Genomic DNA, 18,252 nt, shown 5'->3' with positions numbered 1-18,252 from the left:
CGATGGTCGCTTAAGGTTGTTCGCGTACATTTCTGAACAGCATCAACCGCGCGCTTTCATGCAGCCCACACGTGAGCGCCTGCAAGCGTTGAAACTCAACCCGGTTTGCCACCGAGTGCAACTCACCGAGCTGGTACGCGAAGAGCTGGCTGAGCTGGCGCCGTTGGCGATGGAAAAGGGTGAGGAACTGGTGCTGGAAGACAACGAGGATTGCTGGGTAGAAACCGAACCGATAGCGCTGGCCATTGCCCTGCAGCACCTGGTGACCAACGCCCTCAACTTTTCCCCGCCGGGAAGCGAAGTAAAAGTGGTGATAGGTACCCACTGCCTGAGCGTACAAGACCAGGGCCGGGCATTGAAGAAGCCGAAATAGAGCGCCTGTCCGAACGCTTTTACAGCCGTGGCAATGCCAATGGTGCCGGGCTCGGGTTGGCGATAGTGGAAATGATCGCCAGCAAAATCGGCTGCCGCCTGGCGTTGCACAACCGGGGGCAGGGCAGCTTGTGCGCGCGGTTGGTGTTTGATATTTCGGAGCCGGCGAATCGGGTGTTGATTGAGGTGGCGCGCGGTGAGGTCAAGGCAAGTTAGTTGGACGGACCGAACAAATGCGGATGCTGCGCTTGGAAGGATTTAAAGGTTTGATACTTCCAGCGCTCTCCACCAGAGGCTTCATCGGTTGTGCTGACTTCGCCGAAGTACCAATGTTCAGATTCAAAGGTGTTTCCCTCTTCATCCTCATGAGTGAAGTAAAAACCAACTTCGTGGAGGCCCGGCGGCAGGGTCAAGCCCCATTCGCTGACGAGGCTTCGGCCGGTAATGCGGGTTTGACGGAAGTACTCGTAGTCGAAGGGTTGAGTGTGGCCGAGATAGCGGGCTTTGTCGGTGTAGACACAGACTCGGCTTGAGAACATGTCTGGGACCATGATGCCGGCGACGACCCAGCACTCAGGGTCATCGCCTGATCGTGCTTCAAGCAAGTGACCTGCAACCTTGATCAACTGTTGAGCACAATGCGCCAGAATTTCCGGTGTGGTTTGCTTACCTTCAACAAGATTTTCGATAACCGGAATTTTTATGTTTATGTAGTCGGGTTGCGGCGGTAACTCTTCGTAAAAGCAGCGTTCGAAGCTATTTGCCCACCGGGTAAGGGCTCTGAGGTGCCTGGGGATGTTGCGGAGTTTTTTGTTTGTCAGTGACAGTCTGCGCATGAGGCTGAATTCTCTAAGTCTGCGTTATTCGTTTGCGTTTTCGTAATCAAGCGCGATGAAGTAGTCGTTTTCTGAAAGAGCAATTTCATGAGAGAAGCGTGTCTGTATCAGTGACAGCCACTCCAGACGCAGCTCAAACATGCCGTTATTGATATCCTCTCTCACCGACAGCCCAAGCTCGGAAATTACTGAATAGTCGTCTCCTAAATCCGCTGAGTCCTCCATTCCGCACAGCCGCTCTGTGGTTCTGTCGAACCATTCCAATCTCACTTTTAGTCCCATGTTGCCCTCACAGGTATTTTTTGATATTTCGTTTTTTTTCGGCCCTTTTAGTTGCTCACCCGTTATGTGGCTGAACGCACCTATATGGCTTCCATCACTGGCTAGATAAACTGTGTAAAACCCATCCCCCTTTGAGCGTGCCGTCCTCACGTTGCTCGATATGCAACCGCATCTGTGAACGCGCCCGTTGCATCGAACGCAACTGCTCCTCGCTGTATAGCGCGCTATCGCCTAGCGCCGAAGGCCAAGCCAGCGCCACCAAACCCGTCAGCAGGCCTCCGGCGACGGACCCAACGGCTGTGGCCGCCGACTCCCAAACCGCCGAACGCAATGCCAGCTGCCCCAAGCCCGCGGGCAATGTGCTGCCGCTGATCTTGCGCAAGGCGACTGCGCCCCGGCTGTCCACCTCACGTCCACCCAGCAGGCTTAAATGGCCGTACTCCTTGATCAACTCCAACGGGACATACCCGGCCGGGTTGAAGTAATGAGTGACGCCGTCAGGCAGTTGGCAAGGCTTGATGAAAACGCAGCCTGGAGGTTTGGCTGGCTCGGGTATTGGAGCAGGCGATGGCTCGAAAAAATCAACAGACGGCGAATACGGCACACGCGATGGCTGCGGGGTCAGGATCCGTCGCTTGCGTAAATCTTCTTCGGTGGGTGGGTAAAAGCGTTCTGACATGAAGGGCTCACTTCCTTGTGCGAGGGAGTGAGCCTACGAGGTAGGCAAAGAGGCGAATGTCGTCTTTGTTCGCTGCTGAGCGTGGGAAAAGTGGACTGATGCCCGGTCGGTGCCTTTTCTATCACCGCCGAATGCCTCTGTGGCGAGCGGGCTTGCCCCGCGTTGGGTTGCGAAGCAGCCCCAAAACCCGACTCCACGGAGTATCTGATATACCGCATTCGTTCTTACTGGGGCTGCTGCGCAACCCAACGCGGGGCAAGCCCGCTCGCCACGAAACCGCCGGCGCTCATGCGTTCGATCAGCGTTTTGCAGATACTGCCTGCTGATCAGCCGAGCAAGTGCCTGGAAATCAACCGTGAGATTTCCACGATGGAGGTCTTGCCGGTGAATTCAAACTTCACTTTGCCCAGCGACGAAAAGTAGATTTCCAGCTCCGAGTCCAGATCGAAGGTGCCGGAGGTTTCCACGGAGTACGCCACAATGTTTTTGTACGGCAACGAGGTGAAGTCCTTCTTGCTGCCGGTAATCCCCTGCACGTTCACCGCAATGATGCGCTGGGTGGTGAAGACCACGCCGTTGCGCATGGCCTTGTAGGCGTCGACCACTTCTTCGCCGTCCAGCAGCAGCGCCGATACGCGTTCGGCGTATTCGTTGTTTTGCTTGAGCTTGAAGAAACCTTTGTTGTTGAAGTCAATCATCTGCCTGTCCTGGGTGGGTAGTGTTTCAAACGGGTGCCGGTGTATGGCGTTTTGCTTGTGGATCTGTATCTGACGCGCGGGATTTGTACGCTCTACCATGGCGGCCCTGGCGAAGGATTCCACGCCGGCAGAACAAAAATCCAGGAGCCAAACAATGCCCGATATGTCCAGCTTGCTTGCCTACGGCCTGATCTCACTCGGCATGGTGCTGACGCCCGGGCCGAACATGATTTACCTCATTTCCCGCTCGATCTGCCAGGGGCGCATGGCCGGGCTGATTTCCCTGGGTGGCGTTGCGTTGGGTTTTGTCGTGTACATGCTGTGCGCGGCGCTGGGGATCACGGCGTTGCTCATGGCCGTTCCCTTTGCCTACGACGCGTTGCGCCTTGGCGGTGCGTTGTACCTAATGTACCTGGCCTGGCAGGCGCTCAAACCGGGTGGGCGTTCACCGTTCCAAGTGCGCGACTTGCCCCAGGACAGCCCGCGAAAGTTGTTCACCATGGGCCTGGTCACTAACCTGCTCAATCCCAAGGTAGCGGTGATGTATGTGTCGCTGCTGCCCCAGTTCATAGACCCGAACGGCCATGACAGTGTGCTTGCGCAGTCCCTGGTGCTGGGGTTCACACAGATTTTTATCAGCGTGAGCGTCAACGCGGTGATTGCCTGCATGGCCGGTTCGATTGCCGTGTTTTTCGTCACCCGGCCGGGGTGGCAGGTGGTGCAACGCTGGGTGATGGGATCGGTGTTGATGGGCTTGGCGGTGAGGATGGTGGTGGAGGGGCGCAAGTAAATCAGCGAGCCATCACATTGACGATCACATGCAGGATGAATGCAGGTCCGAAGCAGGGGCGCCCGAATTCATCCTCAATCCGCCATATCGAGGTGACCGTGCTGGTCTCCCGGGGTGCTCCGAATTCCACGGTGAGCTGCACGGGTTGGCCGGGCAGTGTGTCGGCGATGGGGATTTCGCTGTTCAGGCAGCGCAGGTGGGTGTCCATCACCACCTCCAACCCCGCGCCCGTGGCGGCGCGGCGCGCGATGACATACTCGTTGTCTACTCTCACCAACCTCCGGCCGCGCCAGGGGCGGGTGCCGATGTTTTGAATCTCCCAGGTTTTTTGAAAGATCTCGCCGGGCAGGACAACGGTTTGGTCCGGTGTGGTCACATCTGCGTTGAATACGGCGACATCGCTTGGGTCGTGCAAGCCTATGGCTCGATTGGTGGTGGCCATGGCGCTGGCGTCGGCGGGTGCGCCGGCCAGGTCTGCAAAGTAACGGAACAGCAGCAGTGGAGAGACTTGCAGCGCCTTGGCCAGTTTGATCAAGGTACGAACAGAGGGGTCTTGCGAAGCGCCTCCGGCCAGGCCGTAAAGATAGGTTCTGGAAATGCCAGCCTCTTTTGCCAGCGTTGTCATGGATTTGCCCAGCTCACGACCGCGTCGAACGATCAAGGCTCGCAGAGAGTCACGGGTTCTGATGCTCATGCTTGCTTATCGTCTCCAGTCCTTGGTGAAGTCATTATCTTGTTCGCCAAAAAAGACAACCTGCTCGCCGTCACGGGTATTGGGTAATGCACACTCCGAACCGGTAGGCAGTGTTGTGACGGACATGGATGGGTCCCTTTTTGGTTGGCTATATCCAGTGTCGCGGTTTCTCGCATGCTTGCGAACCCAGTGTGTGTTGCATTCCTTTACATCAACTTTGGATATAGCGATGACTCAGATAAAAGCGTGCTGTGAATCCATTGCTCGATCAGGCTTTGGCACCCTGCAATTAACTGATGCGATGCTGCAGGACTACAGAAAAATCATTGATGGGTATTCGGCCATTTCTCCGGCCACCAAAGAATCATTTTCCTTTATCCAGGACACAGACGGGTTTTTCCCACTCGGCGCTGAATACTCAAGTATTGAGGGCCACCCCGATCTATGCGAGCGATTTTGTTACTGGCCAGTGCATGCACCGAAGCGTCTGGATTCTGAGTTCACCCGAAGTGCTTTCTTCACAGCAATAGACAGTTTTGAGCGGCATATTAGTGAGTTGGCACAGGAGCTGATGGACGGGATATGTGAGGAGTTTGGAGTTGCATCATTAGCTCCCTTTCGCTTGGCGTCCTATATGCAGCTCTGTGTCTACGGAGCTCAAACAGAATATGGCACGCGTCAATTTGCTCAAGACCCCCATGAAGATGGTCATATGTTGTCGTTCATCAAACCTAATCGCGAAGGGTTGGTCTTGGTGAAGGGCGCGTCATTGGAACCTGTGCGTCTTTTGGAGGGGGAGATTGCGGTGCTGGCGGGCTCTTTGTTGACAGAGCTTTCCGATCATGCAATTCCTGCCGCCTACCATGCTGTGCTCGCACCTCATTATCCGGTGGCCAGAAGTTCGTTGATTTACTTTGCCAATCCGAACCCGAAACAGTTGCTCAAAAGCTTTTTCCGCCGCAAACCTATGGACCTCTACGGCTCTGCAAATGCCCGCCATATCGGTTTCGGCAATCATCCCATTCAACTGCCTTAAAACTCTGCGGACTGGACACTCCATGGCTGCACTCTTCAATGTCTTCTATCTCGAAGGGTTGCTATTGGGCATCGGATTGTTCGCCGCCCCAGGCCCCAAAGACACCTTGGTGATCCGCCAAGGTGTGAGCCGCGGCTCGCTATGGGGCGTAGTAGCCATTTGCGTTCTGGCCGATTTCCTATTGATCGCTCTGGGAATAATGGGGCTGGGATCGCTATTGGGAAGTCGGCCGAAAGTGCTGGCGCTATTGCTGATCTCCGGCGCTGCCTATCTCCTGTGGTTCGGCGGCCAGCGCCTTCTGGCGTGCATTCGCAACCAGTCGATGCCAGACACACAAGGCGGCAACTCGCAACGTGGGCTGTTGCGTACAGCGATCATTCTAGGCTTGGCCAACCCTTACGCCTGGCTCGACACCGTCGTGCTGATCGGCTCCATCGGCGCAGCCAAACCGCTCGCCCAACAAGCGTCGTTCGCAACAGGCGCCATGACGGCATCATTGATCTGGTTCGTATTGCTGGCGCTGGGATGTCAGCGCTTGACGGTGCTGTTTCGTTCGCCGTTTGTATGGCGTTGGCTGGACGCCGGCGTGGCGGCATTGATGGTTTACCTGGCCGGCATGTTGATTAGCGACTCACTGGATATCCTTCAAGTAATCCTTGAGGACGGTTAGCGGCGCAGACAGTTCATCGAAGTGACTGGCGTCATGCACATCAGCGGCCAGCTTTTGAAGTTCGCGCCCCAGCACTGTATCGGCACCTCCCAGTGCGTTCAGCGCTTGAGCAACGCACTCGCTTAGCTTCAGCTGGATCCTGGCCAAATTCCCCTGGCGCACCAGTAGCCCAAACACCTCCCGCTCATACCCATCCATCACCAGATCATCCCGCAAAACCGGGCTGCCGCCGTCCGTCTCGTGCGCAAGCTTGAGTGCAAAGAGCGCGACCGCTTCCAGCGTCAATTCCATGGTTTTGGGTCCTGGGTTATGTGGAGGAGGGCGATGATCACTGTTCTGTGTCTGAAAAAAAAGACCCTGGCGCCGTACAACGGGGCTCGCCCGCCCGCAAAGGGCAGTCCAAGGAACGATATTAATTAGCCATGCTCCAACTCGCCATGCATCCGGCTCTCAGAGGGCCGGCGTGCAGGGCTAACTCGCGCTGTCTGAACAGCGGCGCGTTCTCCTTCAGACAAGGACGCAACGACCATGCAGCCATCTCCCACCCAGGTACCTTCGGCCACCGGCGAACTGATCGCCAGCTTCCGCCACGGCAAGGGCTTTCTGATTTTCAGTTTGATAGTTGGCGTCGTGCTGTTGGGCCTCGCCGTGTTTGTGCTGTACCTGGGCACCCTCCTGCCCGCAGGCAGCGAAGCACCCGTAGCTGGCGAGACCTCCCGTGGCCTGTCATTCAGCTTCAGTAGCCCGCAGACGCTGATCTACGCCACCAGCGCCTTGCTCGCGGTTTTCGCGTTGGGCATGTTTGCGGTCTACGCCTGGCACAAAAAACTGCGCGCGCCGGTGTACAACGTGTTTGAGTTGGGCGTAGAGCGCATCGTCAAAGGTCAGCGCCACTACACCGCGTTCGCCGACATCGAAGACCTGTACCTGTTCGGCTCCGGGCAAACCGCAATGACCGGTCTGGTCACCAACCTGGCCTATCGCCGCAACGCGTCCGAGCCGTTTCACCGCGTGATCGAAAGCCTCAAGGGCTTTTACGAATTCCAGCAACTGATGCGTGAACGTCACGTACTCGCGCGCATGCCGGCGGTGGTCGCGACGCTGGAAGCGGGCGGGTCGGTTATGTTCAACTGCATCAATTCAGGGCAGGTCTGGGGCAAACGTGTGAGCGGCAACTTCCTGAAAATCAACACCTCGCCGATTGCGGTCAGCCGAACGTTTTTGCAATACAAGGGCGAGAACGTGTCGATGGCATCGTTGCGTACCGTCGACCTCAATGCCTGGACTGAAAACGTGGTGATCAAGGACGAGAGCGGCAAAGTGGTGCTGTCGACTGTTGCCACGGGGATCTTGAGTCATGATGTGTTTCTACACACGCTCAATGCGTTGTTTGCCGCACAAGAGCCAGCGCGCGAGCTGGTCTGAGCCGTGTTGAAACAAACTTACCGGCCGCTCGGCAGTGGACGGTCGGGTTCCGCCCCTCGTTGCAGCAAAAAAATGGAACGGCTCTTGGCGGCGTTCGCCTAATGATTAGCCTGTGGATAATTCCCCAGGCAGCGTGCCAATACCGGCATCCTTCGAGAGGTGGTCAACGTGGCTAAAGACGAGAAGAAAAGCAAAGGCGAGTCTTCAAAAGCCAGTAAGGAATTGAAAGACAAGAAGTCATCACCGGCAAAGAAATCAGCAGCAGCGTCGACCCTTTCGAAGTCTTCTGAAAAGAAAGACAAGAAAAAGGATGCCGAACCGAAGAAGGCGGTGAAGAAGGCTGATAGCAAGCCGGAAAAGGCCAAGAAAGCAGAGAAGGCGGAAAAGCCTGCCAAGAAGAAAAAGTGATAGCTGGCAGGGTTTAAGTCCTAGTGGATAACTTTCCTGCAGACGAAAAAAAAGACCTTGAATTTCAAGGTCTTTTTTTAAGATGGTGCCCGAGGGAGACTGTAATTATTCAGTGAACTCAAGGCTTTCAGCGAGGTTTGCTAGTATGGGATACATGGAGGGATACACGATCACGTTTGCTGGCCTAGTACGAATAGTCCGTGGTGAACCATGCAAACCTTTCGAATGGTAAAAAGACTGCATCCTGGTAGCGGGCCGCATCGTCCCGTCATTCGACGTGCGATTGCCACGCCTCCCTGTCCAGCTCCTGACAAAATGATCTGATCAGCAAATGACAACCCTTGCTATGCTCTTCTTGCGTTTCAGCCTTGATTTCAATTAGCTTCGTGGATTGCGCCTTAAGTGTTGGGTCGTGAGATGTGATAACGCTAGCGGCTTGACAAAATTCAGTGATAAGAAAGGGAAGTGGAACTGATGGCGGATTACATTAATAAAAATATTTTGGCGCAGTCCTACGTTCATGTTGAACCTAAGTGGTTGTCGAAAGTTAGTACTAGAGAGCGTTTGCGACAAGTCGATGTGATTAAAAGTCAAATTACACAGTATGCCAACGAACGCATGCAATTCTTCTTGCATGACGGCGTTGTAATTACTGTGGATTTTCAAGAAGGCTCAATCATCGCCAAGATTACTGCTTATGGCAGTATCATGGCGCTCCTTGGTGGAGTGGGGCATGCGCTCGAATTTACCGAAAAATTTCCAGCTTATAAGGAGGGGGTGAAAACTATAGTTACTGATGTGGGGCGACTAACAGACTCAATAAATTCTGAGGTCCTGTTTCAAACGAAGTCGCGAGAGAAAAAGAAATCATCCGTACAGAGGCACGCAAGGGTGTATTTGGCTCATTGGAGAAAATTAATAATAAAATAAGTGAGATTGAGCGCTGTTTGGAGAAGAAGGATAGCAGGCCTTCAGTTGTCATGAATTATTTGTTAGATGTTAATAAATATACTATGGAGCTTTTTGATAACGTTCAGGACGTCGATGATAGAGCACTGTTGAAGTCGGCATTATTGGATGGTGTAAAATCGCTGAGAATTACTCGCGTTAGATTAATATTGAAGACGGCTGTTGATCGCACTTTATTTGATGAGCTGCTCAAGGAAAAGAAAAGAATAATCTCTAATATTGAGGCGGTGCAGGTTAAAGCTAAGCCTTGATCTACTTATTATTTTAACCAAAAAGCATGGCAAGATATCGCTGTGATTTTTCTATAGGTTGAAGTCTTGTAATGTATTCGGTGTTAACCCTGAATTGGACAGGGTGATGATATTAGTGCTGGGGACCCTGGGAGATATCATCCAGTACGGGGTCAGAAACCCGCGGGAACGTGGTAGCGGCAACCACACCAGCTTACTGAAATTTCAATGTTGAAATTGAAAGGATCTTGAAGAAAAAGGGCATCGTTACCGTATTGGTAACGGTACTCGCAGATGGCTGAAAGGGTAGGGCATATGCACAGGTGAAGTGGAGTTCACCAGGTTCACCTGTTCACTAAGCTGGGTGCCCTTCCGCTAACACGATCCGGCGGGTTTCCTACCCCGTCCCTTCAAGAATGCGTCAGGGGCCCACTATCGAACCAAAGCCAAGATCATGACCCATCTCGCTTCGCTGGAGGAGCATTCCTAGTGGGGCTAGGGGGATACCTTAATAAACCGTGTTACGCGCGTTACGCGTGTTACATTTTTCTGTAAGTATATAATTTTAAATGATTTATCTAGTGTTACACGGCTGTGACTGGTTTGCCGATATGCGTGTTACATGGCAAATAGGTGTTACATCAATGAATGTTCTAGGAGGAGCGGTTTGTGATGGCTAAGGCAGGCGTCATCGAGCTGGGGTCTTTCGTTTAGAGGAGCCATGCTACTCTAACCATGGTCATGCTATTCCGCGTGAGCGATCAGTGGTGAAAGCCTGTAACGCATGCCTCATGATCAGAGCTCTATGCTTATTGATCAGATAGTTACTCACGGCGAATCGCTATCCGAATTGTAACATTCCCTCTCAGCTCCCCGTGACCGAGGGCAGCTTTTCCTGGCGACGCCGTGATTTTTTACGATGTTTTTATTCCATAAATGGGCCGTAAATTAGACTTTCCCCAATCATGAATCGATTGGGATGAGGGAGCTCCATTTTCTGAGGTGAAGTATGCGGGTTACAGCCTCCCATATCGTCAACTGGGCAAGTACTCAGGCCAAGGAAGCGCAAACTGATCTACCGCGCTGGGTGAGGCGGCTTTGCTTCGACCCCGAAACGACCCGCCAACTTTCATTCCCTGCGGGTGACTCCACCTATGTGCCTGGCTGGGACGGTATTCTTTTCAGTGAGAGGGGGAATGCCTGGGTGCCGTCAGGAGCATCCCGCTGGGAAATCGGATGCGATCAAAATGTGCTTGGTAAAGCTAACGGCGACTACCAAAAACGGACAGAACAAATAAGCGAGGCAGAACGCTCAGCATGTACCTTTGTCTTTGTCACTCCTCGGCGCTGGGCGAAGAAGCTCGACTGGGTAGCGGAACAGTGCAACAAAGACGAATGGGCGGGTGTCCGGGCCTATGATGCAGACGACCTGGAGCAGTGGCTCGAGCAAAAACCGGCAGTGGCTTTGCAGTTTGCCGAAGAGCTGGGTTTAAGTGGCTGGGGTGTTGTAAGCCTATCCCGTTACTGGGATTCGTGGGCGCGGCAATGCAGACCGCCCATCACTCCCGAAGCTCTATTCATGGACCGTACTCAGGTGTTTGAGGCTCTGGGTGAAAAAATCCAGACGACAAATACCTCGTCGAGCTCGGCTCATCCGTTAGTTATACGTGCTGACAGCGTGGAAGAAGCCGTAGCCTTTACGGTGGCGATGGTAATGGCCTCCCGTGACCTGCAAGACCATGCCATGGTTGTGACCGAGCCTCAGGGATGGCGCTATGTGGAAGCGAATCCGCAACTGCGGATTGCCATCGCGGCAAGAACTGAAACGGCCCTTAATCCGATATTGCGCGAAAAATTACGTGTGATCGTGCCCCACGCCACAGGTGATTTGGTCGGTAAACCTGAGGGTGATGAACTGGTATTGGAGCGACCGAACATCTATGAGTTCGAGAAAGCCCTCATTGCTATCGGTATGGAAGAGTCCGATGCCAAACGTTATGCCCTAAGCACTGGACGCTCTTGGACCGTACTTCGCCGGCAAAGAGCCTTAAACCCTGCTATCCAGCAGCCCCCTTGGTTGTTTACCCCACAATCAGCCAGCCTGCCTCTGCTTTGTCTGCTTGGAGCTTGGTCTGCAGACACAGCTGCGGATCGACAAGTAGTCGAGCGAATGGCTGCTCGACCCTATGAAGAAATCGAGCGCGATTTACGCCAGCTAGCCCAACTTGACGATGCCCCAGTGCTGAATATCGGCGCGGTATGGAAAGCTAAATCGCCATTGGAGCTGCTGGACCAATGTGGAAACCGAATCACCAGCGGCCAACTGGATCGTTTTTTCGCCATTGCTCGGGAGATGCTCTCGACACCTGATCCTCAGCTGGAATTACTAGAAGACGATCGGTGGATGGCACAAGTCCATGGCAAGGTTCATCCCCATTCGGGACTGCTGTTTGAGTCGATCTGCGACTCACTTATGAAACTGGCTGTGCGTGGCTCAGAACAAGTGGGACTCAAAGCACTAGACATAGAAGAGCGCGTATCAAGGTTGATCCATGAGTTGCTCGATAAGGCAGATGGCCAACGCTGGCTTTCGTTGGCCTCTTATTTGCCCACCCTAGCAGAGGCCGCGCCAGATGACTTTCTTCGTGTTGTACAGAGCAGTTTACGGATGCCGGATGCACCGGTGACAAGGCTTATTTCCGAAAACAGTGATTCTGGTTTTGGGGGGCGCTGCTGGCACTCCGGCTTGCTTTGGGCATTGGAAACCCTCAGTTGGGCTCCGCGACGCTTGGCCCCAGTAGCCCTCATCCTAGCCCAGCTCAGCCATGTTCCCATGAGAGGCAACTGGGGCAATAAGCCTAGCGGGAGTTTGTTCGGCCTTTTTCGCTCCTGGCTGCCACAGACCGCGGCTAGCTTGCCGGAGCGTATCAAAGTGCTCAACTTACTGATTGATAGGGATGCTGAAGCCGCTTTTCGTGTATTGAGACAGATTGCAGCAGGCGGCCAACAGGCGGCCTTCCCTGCCCACCGACCAAAGTGGCGTGAAGACGATGCTGGGGCCGGCCGTGGCGTTACCTACGATGAAATGCATGAAATGTTGGATTTCGCCAGGGGAAAGCTTCTCCAACTGAGTGAAGGCAATGCTCCTCGAATCGTCTCTTTGCTGCAAAAAACCACACTTAGAGATATAGAGGAGCTACCCAGGGTGCTGGCACTGATTGAGCCCTTCACCCTGGCAACTGCGAAAGATGAAGATCGGGAAATAATTCGAATTGCGCTACGACAGATTATTCATTGGCATCGTAATTACGACGACGCACCAGCTAACGAACTGGATGAATTGTTGTCGCCCGCAGAGGCATCCTACGAGCTGCTTGCCCCACGGGGCTTAGTCACTCGCCATCGCTGGCTTTTCGACAGCCATTGGCTAGAGCTACCTAGCCGAGATCGTGATGACGACTCTTGGGAGCGCGGTAATGCCATAACTCAAAGGAGAATTTCGGCATTGACCGAAATTTATCAAGCTCAATGCATGGTCGGTATTGAGAACCTAATCAGGGTGTGCGCTGAGCCCAGTACTGTCGGGGCCACATTGGCTCGGGTTGTTTGGGACGATATTTTCTGGCCTGAGTGGATTACTACGAAGGGTGAGGACTTCTCTGCTGGTATGCCTATGAGTCTGTGTATTGCAGGGTTCCTTCAGACACTCCCTGCACCAGTTTCGGGCGAGCTTCTTCAAGCGGTTATTGGACTAAGTAAACAGGACGCAGGGCGACCTGAAAAACTGGCCCGGGTCTTGGCTTTGGCGACACCAAATCAGGAGACCTGGCAACTGGTCGAGGCATGTGGCCCGGAAGTTTCTGCAGCTTATTGGCATGACGTGCGACTGTATACCCGAGGTGACAACAAGGAACTGAAGTTTGTATTGGAGCGCCTCTTGATGGCTAAACGACCACTGAGCGCGCTTCAATACTGCCAATACTCTCTCGAACACACCGACCCTACCCAGCTCTTTTCAGCTCTTCAGCAGCTGCTACATGGAGAGGTAGAAGATGGCTTGCAACTGGAGTCTTGGCACCTAGAGAAAATGTTAGGACGGCTTGAGGAGTCTGGTGAGATTGACAGGATGGCACTAATACAGCTCGAGTTCGGGTTGTTTCCGTTCCTACGATACGGACGAGAAGTTAAGGCCAATGCCTTGTACGAAGGAATTATGTCAGAGCCAGAACTCTTCAAAGAGTTAATTTGTTTGTTGTACAAACCAGAGCATGGAGACAGAGAAGAGCCGACTGAAGCATCTAAAGCGACTGCAGAACGTGCATGGAGCATTCTGCACTGTTGCAAGCGCCTACCAGGGACTCAACCTGATGAAAGTATTAATGGGGATATTTTTTACAAGTTCATCAAAGAAGTACGTGACTTATGCCGCGTTGCTGATCGACCAACCATGTGTGATCAAACTCTGGGACAAATCCTTGCTCATGCGCCCGCAGATGAAGATGGTACTTGGCCTTTTGCTCCCGTAAGAGAGCTACTCGATAGTCCTGATCTAGAGGAAATGAGGCTCGGATTCTGCATTGGCACATCGAATAAGCGGGGAGCCACCAGCCGATCACCCTGGGATGGGGGCGATCAAGAGCGGACGTTGGCAACGTACTTCCGTGATCAGGCGAGGCGAATTCAATACTCTCATCCCGTTGTAGCAACAATGTTGGAGGGAATTGCTAAAAGCTACGAGCACCATGGGAAACGTGAAGATATAGAAGCCAATCTCAGAAAGGAGAGTTTCTAGCAGCCCTGCGAATCATCCCAGATTTCGTAGATACCCCAAACCATAGAGGCCATGACTCGTGAACTCCCGCTTCGGCCCGATTGCTGCTTCTCGTTAAAGGCTGCAATCGGTCAAAAGCGGACGGTCGACATAGCAGTGGCATTATGGTATTGCAGCGGGTAGAAAATTTATTTTTCACGTTTAACGGCTTTTAAGATCGATTGCATCCTATCTGGAGGGGCTGCAACCAGCCTATAGAGAGATGTTCTACCAATGACTGTTGAGACACGGTATCCCAAAGGTAAGTCTCTCAGAAACAAATATCAGTAACCACCCAAATGAGATATGCGAAATGGGCCTCTCAGAATTCAATAGTTCTATATCTCAATTTTGCACAGAGATTTATAAAGCGTTCAATAATTTAAAAGATCCGATAATGACTGCCGCACAAGCAGCAATCACGGACGAAAAGAGTTCGATTTGGGCAACATTAATAACTGATATAATCACTGTTGCCGCAGCCCTAGGCGCCCTCGCACTTCCTATATCATTGAATGTTATCGAAACGACTAGGACGCGTTATAGAAGCCCTTCGCTATTAAAAATAACCTCCTCGCTGTCAGGGGTAGATGCCAAAAGGCTAAATCAACATCTATTTATGGTCCTGGGGGCTTCTCTTGTAGCTAAGTTTCTTGTTTCAATTGGAGTGTTCGACTTGATTTCCTTGGTTCCGTATTTATTCGGGCTAATGGTCGGATTCTGTGTTGTGGTGTACCGGGTATACCAGCACCTAAAGTTTACCTATACGTTTATGTCTAATATAGAAGCAGTTCATGAGCGTATTTATCTAGATATTAACAAGTATGCAAAACGCAGTTTTTTGTTAGACGATGATAGACGTGGGGCTGTTGGTAGGGGGGTGCTCAAAATAAATAGCTTTTTTTCCAGTCGAATAAAAATACAGGACAATATCGCTGCGCTTATGGAGCTTGAATCATATCTGCTCTGCGCAGACCCTATGAGAACTGATTTAGATAGCCGAGTCAGAACTATTTCCTACAAAGCGTTCAACAACCTAGAGAATAACGATGCAAATGAGTTCGTACGTCATTTGCTAGCTTCTCTTCCTTCGGTATTAGCGTCAGTTGAAGTATCTAGAGAGGTAGACGTTTATCAATCCGTCGCTGGCTTTTATTTAAATTTATCCATGGGTGCAATTCTCGCCAAAGAAGAATACCGATCACAGATTGGAGTAATTGAAAGAATCGCGAGATTCAGAGAGGAAAAGCTTCCTTCGTATGGTCGATTTTGCCGCAATGGTCGCTTATTTCTTAGCTTTGCTAACAAAGCTAAATCCGGCAATGAAGCCTATGCATACCTTCAAGCACACTTTAACTTGCTTATCGAAACATCCGCACGAGAGCAGCCGGAAAACATCCCGGAGTTGCTGAGAAATGTTCGTCAAGTAATACAATATAAGGGCAACTACAACAAAGGTGCCTGGGACCTTCCTGAGAGGGTTGAAGAATTGTGGGGATACTCACTGATGCCAGAGCTTGACAAGGATATCAGTGATACTTACGCTGGAAGATTAGCAGTAGACGAGCTTTATAAAAAAATAGAGAAAAAATACAAGCCCGAGATGCGAGCATATATCGACGAAAAGTTTGCAGACAAAATAGTAGCTAGAGAAAAACTTGATAAGATAGATGCGGCCTTAGAGGAGTGCTGGCACGGTATAGAACTGAATAGATTTTCTAGCGAAATAGAAACAGAAACCCTTAGGGTTTTAGCCACCTTATTATCAACTCACCCAGAGATATTCGTAGAGTGCAGGGAGTTACGAAACCCAGCAGGATCGCAATCATTCAATGTGGGGCACTCACCAGTTCCAACCTCTATGAGCGAGTGCGTCGCAGCATTTCTATCCGCGAAGAATTTCTCTGACTTTTATCCAGTTCGCAATGAACTCCAAGAATATAAAATAGTAGATGCAATAGGTGCACTCATAGCTTATGAGCTTTGGAATACTTTTATATTGCGTGCAAGTGGAACCACGATCAAGCCTGAGATGTCTATTCCGGTGATGCCAAGTTGCCAGCTTAGAGAATTAAAAGCTGCCGCGCAAAGGATCCCCCTACTTCAAATATCACTTCTAAAAGCATTAGCCAATACTCGATTTATAGACCGGTTAGGGATTCTGTCGGAGCAGGCGTTAGCTTTGCGCGAATATGCTTGCGAATTTTGCGAGCTTCTGAGTGGGGCAGTCATGGAGAATACGAAAAATCTGATTGCAAATCAAAAACTGGATGTTGCATCTCTAGAACGATTCAAGTGCGAAGTTACTGAGGCCTTTGGGGCGTCTGTAAAGAAATATGATTTATTCAAAAGAGTCACACTGGGTGAAGTGTCGCCTATAGTTTCAAATATTAGTCTCCCTCGCGAAGCGTTTCTTTCGGGGAACGATACTTATTACGTTTTCGATACATACGGATTCAATTTTGCTCAAGAGATTCACCACTGGCTAAATGCTCAAATACTATTCCGCAGTCAACTGACTGAAAACGCTGAAATCACATTACCTACTCGCAAAGCTGAATGGATGATTTGCTCTTCTAACGCGCTGAAAAAATTTCAAGCAGCCGGATTTACAACCTCTGGTCGAAAACTTATATGGCCTGACGGGGGGGAGTATGAAGTTCGTTGAGATTAATTGCGATGGTTGTGGATATTACTTGGTTTTCTCTGGTGAGAGTCTGATTAAAGTTTGCTATGTTCATCGTGAAAGTGCACTGCCAATTAGCATTAGCTTTGCCGATAATGGTGAGTGCGTCGACTTTAAGATTGAATATTATGTTGGTGTTCGGCAATGAGGTGTATTGAATTATCCCATGTTTAGTGATGTGCTCCAGTGACCAGTTTTGGCCGATGCTTTTGAAAAAGTCGGAAGTGGTTCTCAGGGCAAAAAAGCAAGCGTATAAAATTGAAATCTTAAATGGCTGCTCAGGCATTCGACACAGATTTCACGTGGCCGCGCGAAAGTAGGCTACTTCACCGGTCAGCTTCCGGGCAATTCGAGAGAACCGACTGTTTCAATAGAATCGGCCGAAAGCATAAGCCCTCGGCCGTCAAAGATCAGAAAAAGGTTGAGTCCATTATTTGTAATGGAGGACCTAGCGAAGCGGAAGCTGCTTAAGCTTTCACTTCTTCATCATCCGTCCTTTCTTTTGAGCTGAAGGTCTATGAAATCAAGCTCTGCCTTGATTGCATCATTCGTGAGCGTTTCGACTTTAGTATTTTTGTTTGCTGCTTCGTTGAGCTTTCTCATATCGGCTATGGCGGCCATTATCCCGTTCAAATGGAGCTTTCGGGCCTTTAGGTAATCAGGCATCTGTGCGCTGTTCTGTGGTGGTTTGTTCATGGTCGGACCAATGGTAGGCCCGAGGCAACCGGCTTCCGCCGGTTGCCTCGGGGAAGGTTTGGGTTAGGCTGCCAATAGGTCAAGCAAGCTGTGTTGGCGCGAGCGATCTACGAGTTCTCGCCAAGTCCAGCTTCCAAAGTGCTCGCCCTGTTCAGGGATCTCCAGCTTCATCAGTGCAACCGGGTCACGACTAATCAGGTTGCGTGCTGCCCACAGCTTGCCGCCGGTCTCCAGCAGTGTTTTCGCGGCCTCATTCCATTGTTCTTCCAGCACAGTATTCGCCAAGTGAGCCGCTTTATTCTCGATCTCGGTGCGTTCCTTTTGTGCCTCTGTGATGTGCAGATCAATCGTCACCAGCTCTTGTTCCAGGGCGGTGATAAGCAGTTGTTGACGGCGGTGATGCTCAACCGCGGCGGTTAGGTTCTTTGCTGCCTTTTGAGCTTCTGCGTTAGCTGCTTTCTCGCCCTCCACATCGCCCCAGGCGACGGCCTGCGCATAAGCGGTGGCAGCGTCCGTTTCAGCTTGTCGGGCCTTTGCCATGTCTTCCTGATCGTTTTGACGGACCTGCTGCAACCGGGTCTCGATGCTGCTGCGCTTTTCGTTGAGTTCCATCTCGTCAGCTTTCCAGTTCGCCATATCGCTGAGATAACCCGCAGCCAAGCTCTCACGGTTCGCCAATGTCTCAAGGCGATCAATCTTCTGGTTCAGTTTGCTGATCTCGAGGTTTCGCGAGTCGATGCGTCTTTTGTGATCGTTGATTTCATCCTGCACGGCCCGTTGACGGCCCTGCTGGATGACCTCTGGGCTTTCCAGCGCCTTTTCGAAGGGAGCCAGGTCGCGCTGTATGCTCTCCATTTCGAGGGTCAGTGTGTCGCGGCGGTCTTTCAGTTCTTGGATAGTGTTCATCTGTATTGTCTCTGAGCATTACGTTTGATAGGAGTGGTTGAACGGCTGGCGAGGCCGGGAATGAG

Annotated in this window: 16 protein-coding genes and 2 pseudogenes; 10 read left to right on the top strand and 8 right to left on the bottom strand. The window is 51.7% G+C overall.

All coding sequences use genetic code 11. The annotated features are described in order from the left end of the window. Nucleotides 1–94 precede the first annotated feature (94 nt). Nucleotides 95–588, top strand: a pseudogene (locus tag VRB54_RS19565) (sensor histidine kinase); the annotation flags it as partial. Here the strand turns inward: VRB54_RS19565 and VRB54_RS19560 are convergent. The 4 genes and pseudogenes from VRB54_RS19560 to VRB54_RS19545 form a co-directional block, all read right to left on the bottom strand. After that, nucleotides 585–1,208 carry a DUF3916 domain-containing protein gene (locus tag VRB54_RS19560; RefSeq protein WP_338478438.1) on the bottom strand — a complete coding sequence of 208 codons (624 nt, stop codon included), beginning with the start codon at nt 1,206–1,208 and terminating at the stop codon, nt 585–587. The pseudogene VRB54_RS19565 and the gene VRB54_RS19560 overlap by 4 nt on opposite strands. 24 nt (nt 1,209–1,232) lie before the next feature. After that, on the bottom strand, nt 1,233–1,490 hold the full coding sequence (locus tag VRB54_RS19555; protein ID WP_338478437.1) for a colicin E3-like toxin immunity protein: 258 nt from the start codon (nt 1,488–1,490) through the stop codon (nt 1,233–1,235). Nucleotides 1,491–1,617: 127 nt separating this feature from the next. Beyond that, nucleotides 1,618–2,169 (bottom strand): annotated as a pseudogene (locus tag VRB54_RS19550) (detoxification); the annotation flags it as partial. Between the two features lie 326 nt (nt 2,170–2,495). Further along, nucleotides 2,496–2,867, bottom strand: coding sequence for a PH domain-containing protein (locus VRB54_RS19545; RefSeq protein WP_338478436.1), 372 nt, complete (start codon nt 2,865–2,867; stop codon nt 2,496–2,498). A 154-nt stretch (nt 2,868–3,021) separates the two neighbouring features. Between VRB54_RS19545 and VRB54_RS19540 the strand changes: the two genes are divergently transcribed. Beyond that, the gene (locus VRB54_RS19540; RefSeq protein WP_338478435.1) at nt 3,022–3,657 is read left to right on the top strand and encodes a LysE family translocator; all 636 of its coding nucleotides are present in this window, start codon (nt 3,022–3,024) and stop codon (nt 3,655–3,657) included. Nucleotide 3,658: 1 nt separating this feature from the next. On the opposite strand, the gene VRB54_RS19535 is transcribed toward VRB54_RS19540, so the two are convergent. Further along, complete coding sequence (locus VRB54_RS19535) at nt 3,659–4,351, bottom strand: NBR1-Ig-like domain-containing protein (protein ID WP_338478434.1); 693 nt, start codon at nt 4,349–4,351, stop codon at nt 3,659–3,661. 229 nt (nt 4,352–4,580) lie between these two features. Here VRB54_RS19535 and VRB54_RS19530 point away from each other — a divergent pair, with 229 nt between their 5' ends. Beyond that, a complete protein-coding gene (locus VRB54_RS19530) occupies nt 4,581–5,387 on the top strand; it encodes a 2OG-Fe(II) oxygenase (RefSeq protein WP_338478433.1) in 807 nt (268 codons plus the stop codon). A 22-nt stretch (nt 5,388–5,409) separates the two neighbouring features. Then, the gene (locus tag VRB54_RS19525) at nt 5,410–6,057 is read left to right on the top strand and encodes a LysE/ArgO family amino acid transporter (protein ID WP_338478432.1); all 648 of its coding nucleotides are present in this window, start codon (nt 5,410–5,412) and stop codon (nt 6,055–6,057) included. On the opposite strand, the gene VRB54_RS19520 is transcribed toward VRB54_RS19525, so the two are convergent. Beyond that, nucleotides 6,019–6,348 (bottom strand): hypothetical protein, encoded by a 330-nt coding sequence (locus tag VRB54_RS19520; protein ID WP_338478431.1) that lies wholly within the window; start codon nt 6,346–6,348, stop codon nt 6,019–6,021. The two genes, VRB54_RS19525 and VRB54_RS19520, sit on opposite strands and share 39 nt — an antisense overlap. Nucleotides 6,349–6,585: 237 nt before the next feature. Between VRB54_RS19520 and VRB54_RS19515 the strand changes: the two genes are divergently transcribed. The 6 genes from VRB54_RS19515 (at nt 6,586) to VRB54_RS19490 (ending at nt 16,567) form a co-directional block, all read left to right on the top strand. Next, nucleotides 6,586–7,482: a hypothetical protein gene (locus tag VRB54_RS19515; protein WP_338478430.1), complete on the top strand. Its 897-nt coding sequence runs from the start codon at nt 6,586–6,588 to the stop codon at nt 7,480–7,482. A 159-nt stretch (nt 7,483–7,641) separates the two neighbouring features. Next, nucleotides 7,642–7,890: a hypothetical protein gene (locus VRB54_RS19510; RefSeq protein ID WP_338478429.1), complete on the top strand. Its 249-nt coding sequence runs from the start codon at nt 7,642–7,644 to the stop codon at nt 7,888–7,890. A 474-nt stretch (nt 7,891–8,364) separates the two neighbouring features. Further along, complete coding sequence (locus VRB54_RS19505) at nt 8,365–8,820, top strand: hypothetical protein (protein ID WP_338478428.1); 456 nt, start codon at nt 8,365–8,367, stop codon at nt 8,818–8,820. A gap of 17 nt (nt 8,821–8,837) precedes the next feature. Next, the gene (locus VRB54_RS19500; RefSeq protein ID WP_338478427.1) at nt 8,838–9,110 is read left to right on the top strand and encodes a hypothetical protein; all 273 of its coding nucleotides are present in this window, start codon (nt 8,838–8,840) and stop codon (nt 9,108–9,110) included. Nucleotides 9,111–10,098: 988 nt separating this feature from the next. Next, on the top strand, nt 10,099–13,881 hold the full coding sequence (locus VRB54_RS19495; protein ID WP_338478426.1) for a hypothetical protein: 3,783 nt from the start codon (nt 10,099–10,101) through the stop codon (nt 13,879–13,881). A gap of 415 nt (nt 13,882–14,296) precedes the next feature. Then, nucleotides 14,297–16,567 carry a hypothetical protein gene (locus tag VRB54_RS19490; RefSeq protein WP_338478425.1) on the top strand — a complete coding sequence of 757 codons (2,271 nt, stop codon included), beginning with the start codon at nt 14,297–14,299 and terminating at the stop codon, nt 16,565–16,567. A 504-nt stretch (nt 16,568–17,071) separates the two neighbouring features. On the opposite strand, the gene VRB54_RS19485 is transcribed toward VRB54_RS19490, so the two are convergent. Beyond that, on the bottom strand, nt 17,072–17,281 hold the full coding sequence (locus tag VRB54_RS19485; protein ID WP_237140378.1) for a hypothetical protein: 210 nt from the start codon (nt 17,279–17,281) through the stop codon (nt 17,072–17,074). 63 nt (nt 17,282–17,344) lie between these two features. Continuing rightward, nucleotides 17,345–18,187, bottom strand: coding sequence for a chromosome segregation protein SMC (locus tag VRB54_RS19480; RefSeq protein WP_338478424.1), 843 nt, complete (start codon nt 18,185–18,187; stop codon nt 17,345–17,347). Nucleotides 18,188–18,252 lie beyond the last annotated feature (65 nt).

It is taken from the genome of Pseudomonas trivialis (assembly GCF_036864995.1).
In the GTDB taxonomy this organism is placed as follows: Bacteria; Pseudomonadota; Gammaproteobacteria; order Pseudomonadales; family Pseudomonadaceae; genus Aquipseudomonas; species Aquipseudomonas trivialis.
The sequence above is the reverse complement of the archived record's forward strand: the minus strand, read 5'-3'. Positions and strand labels throughout refer to the sequence as shown.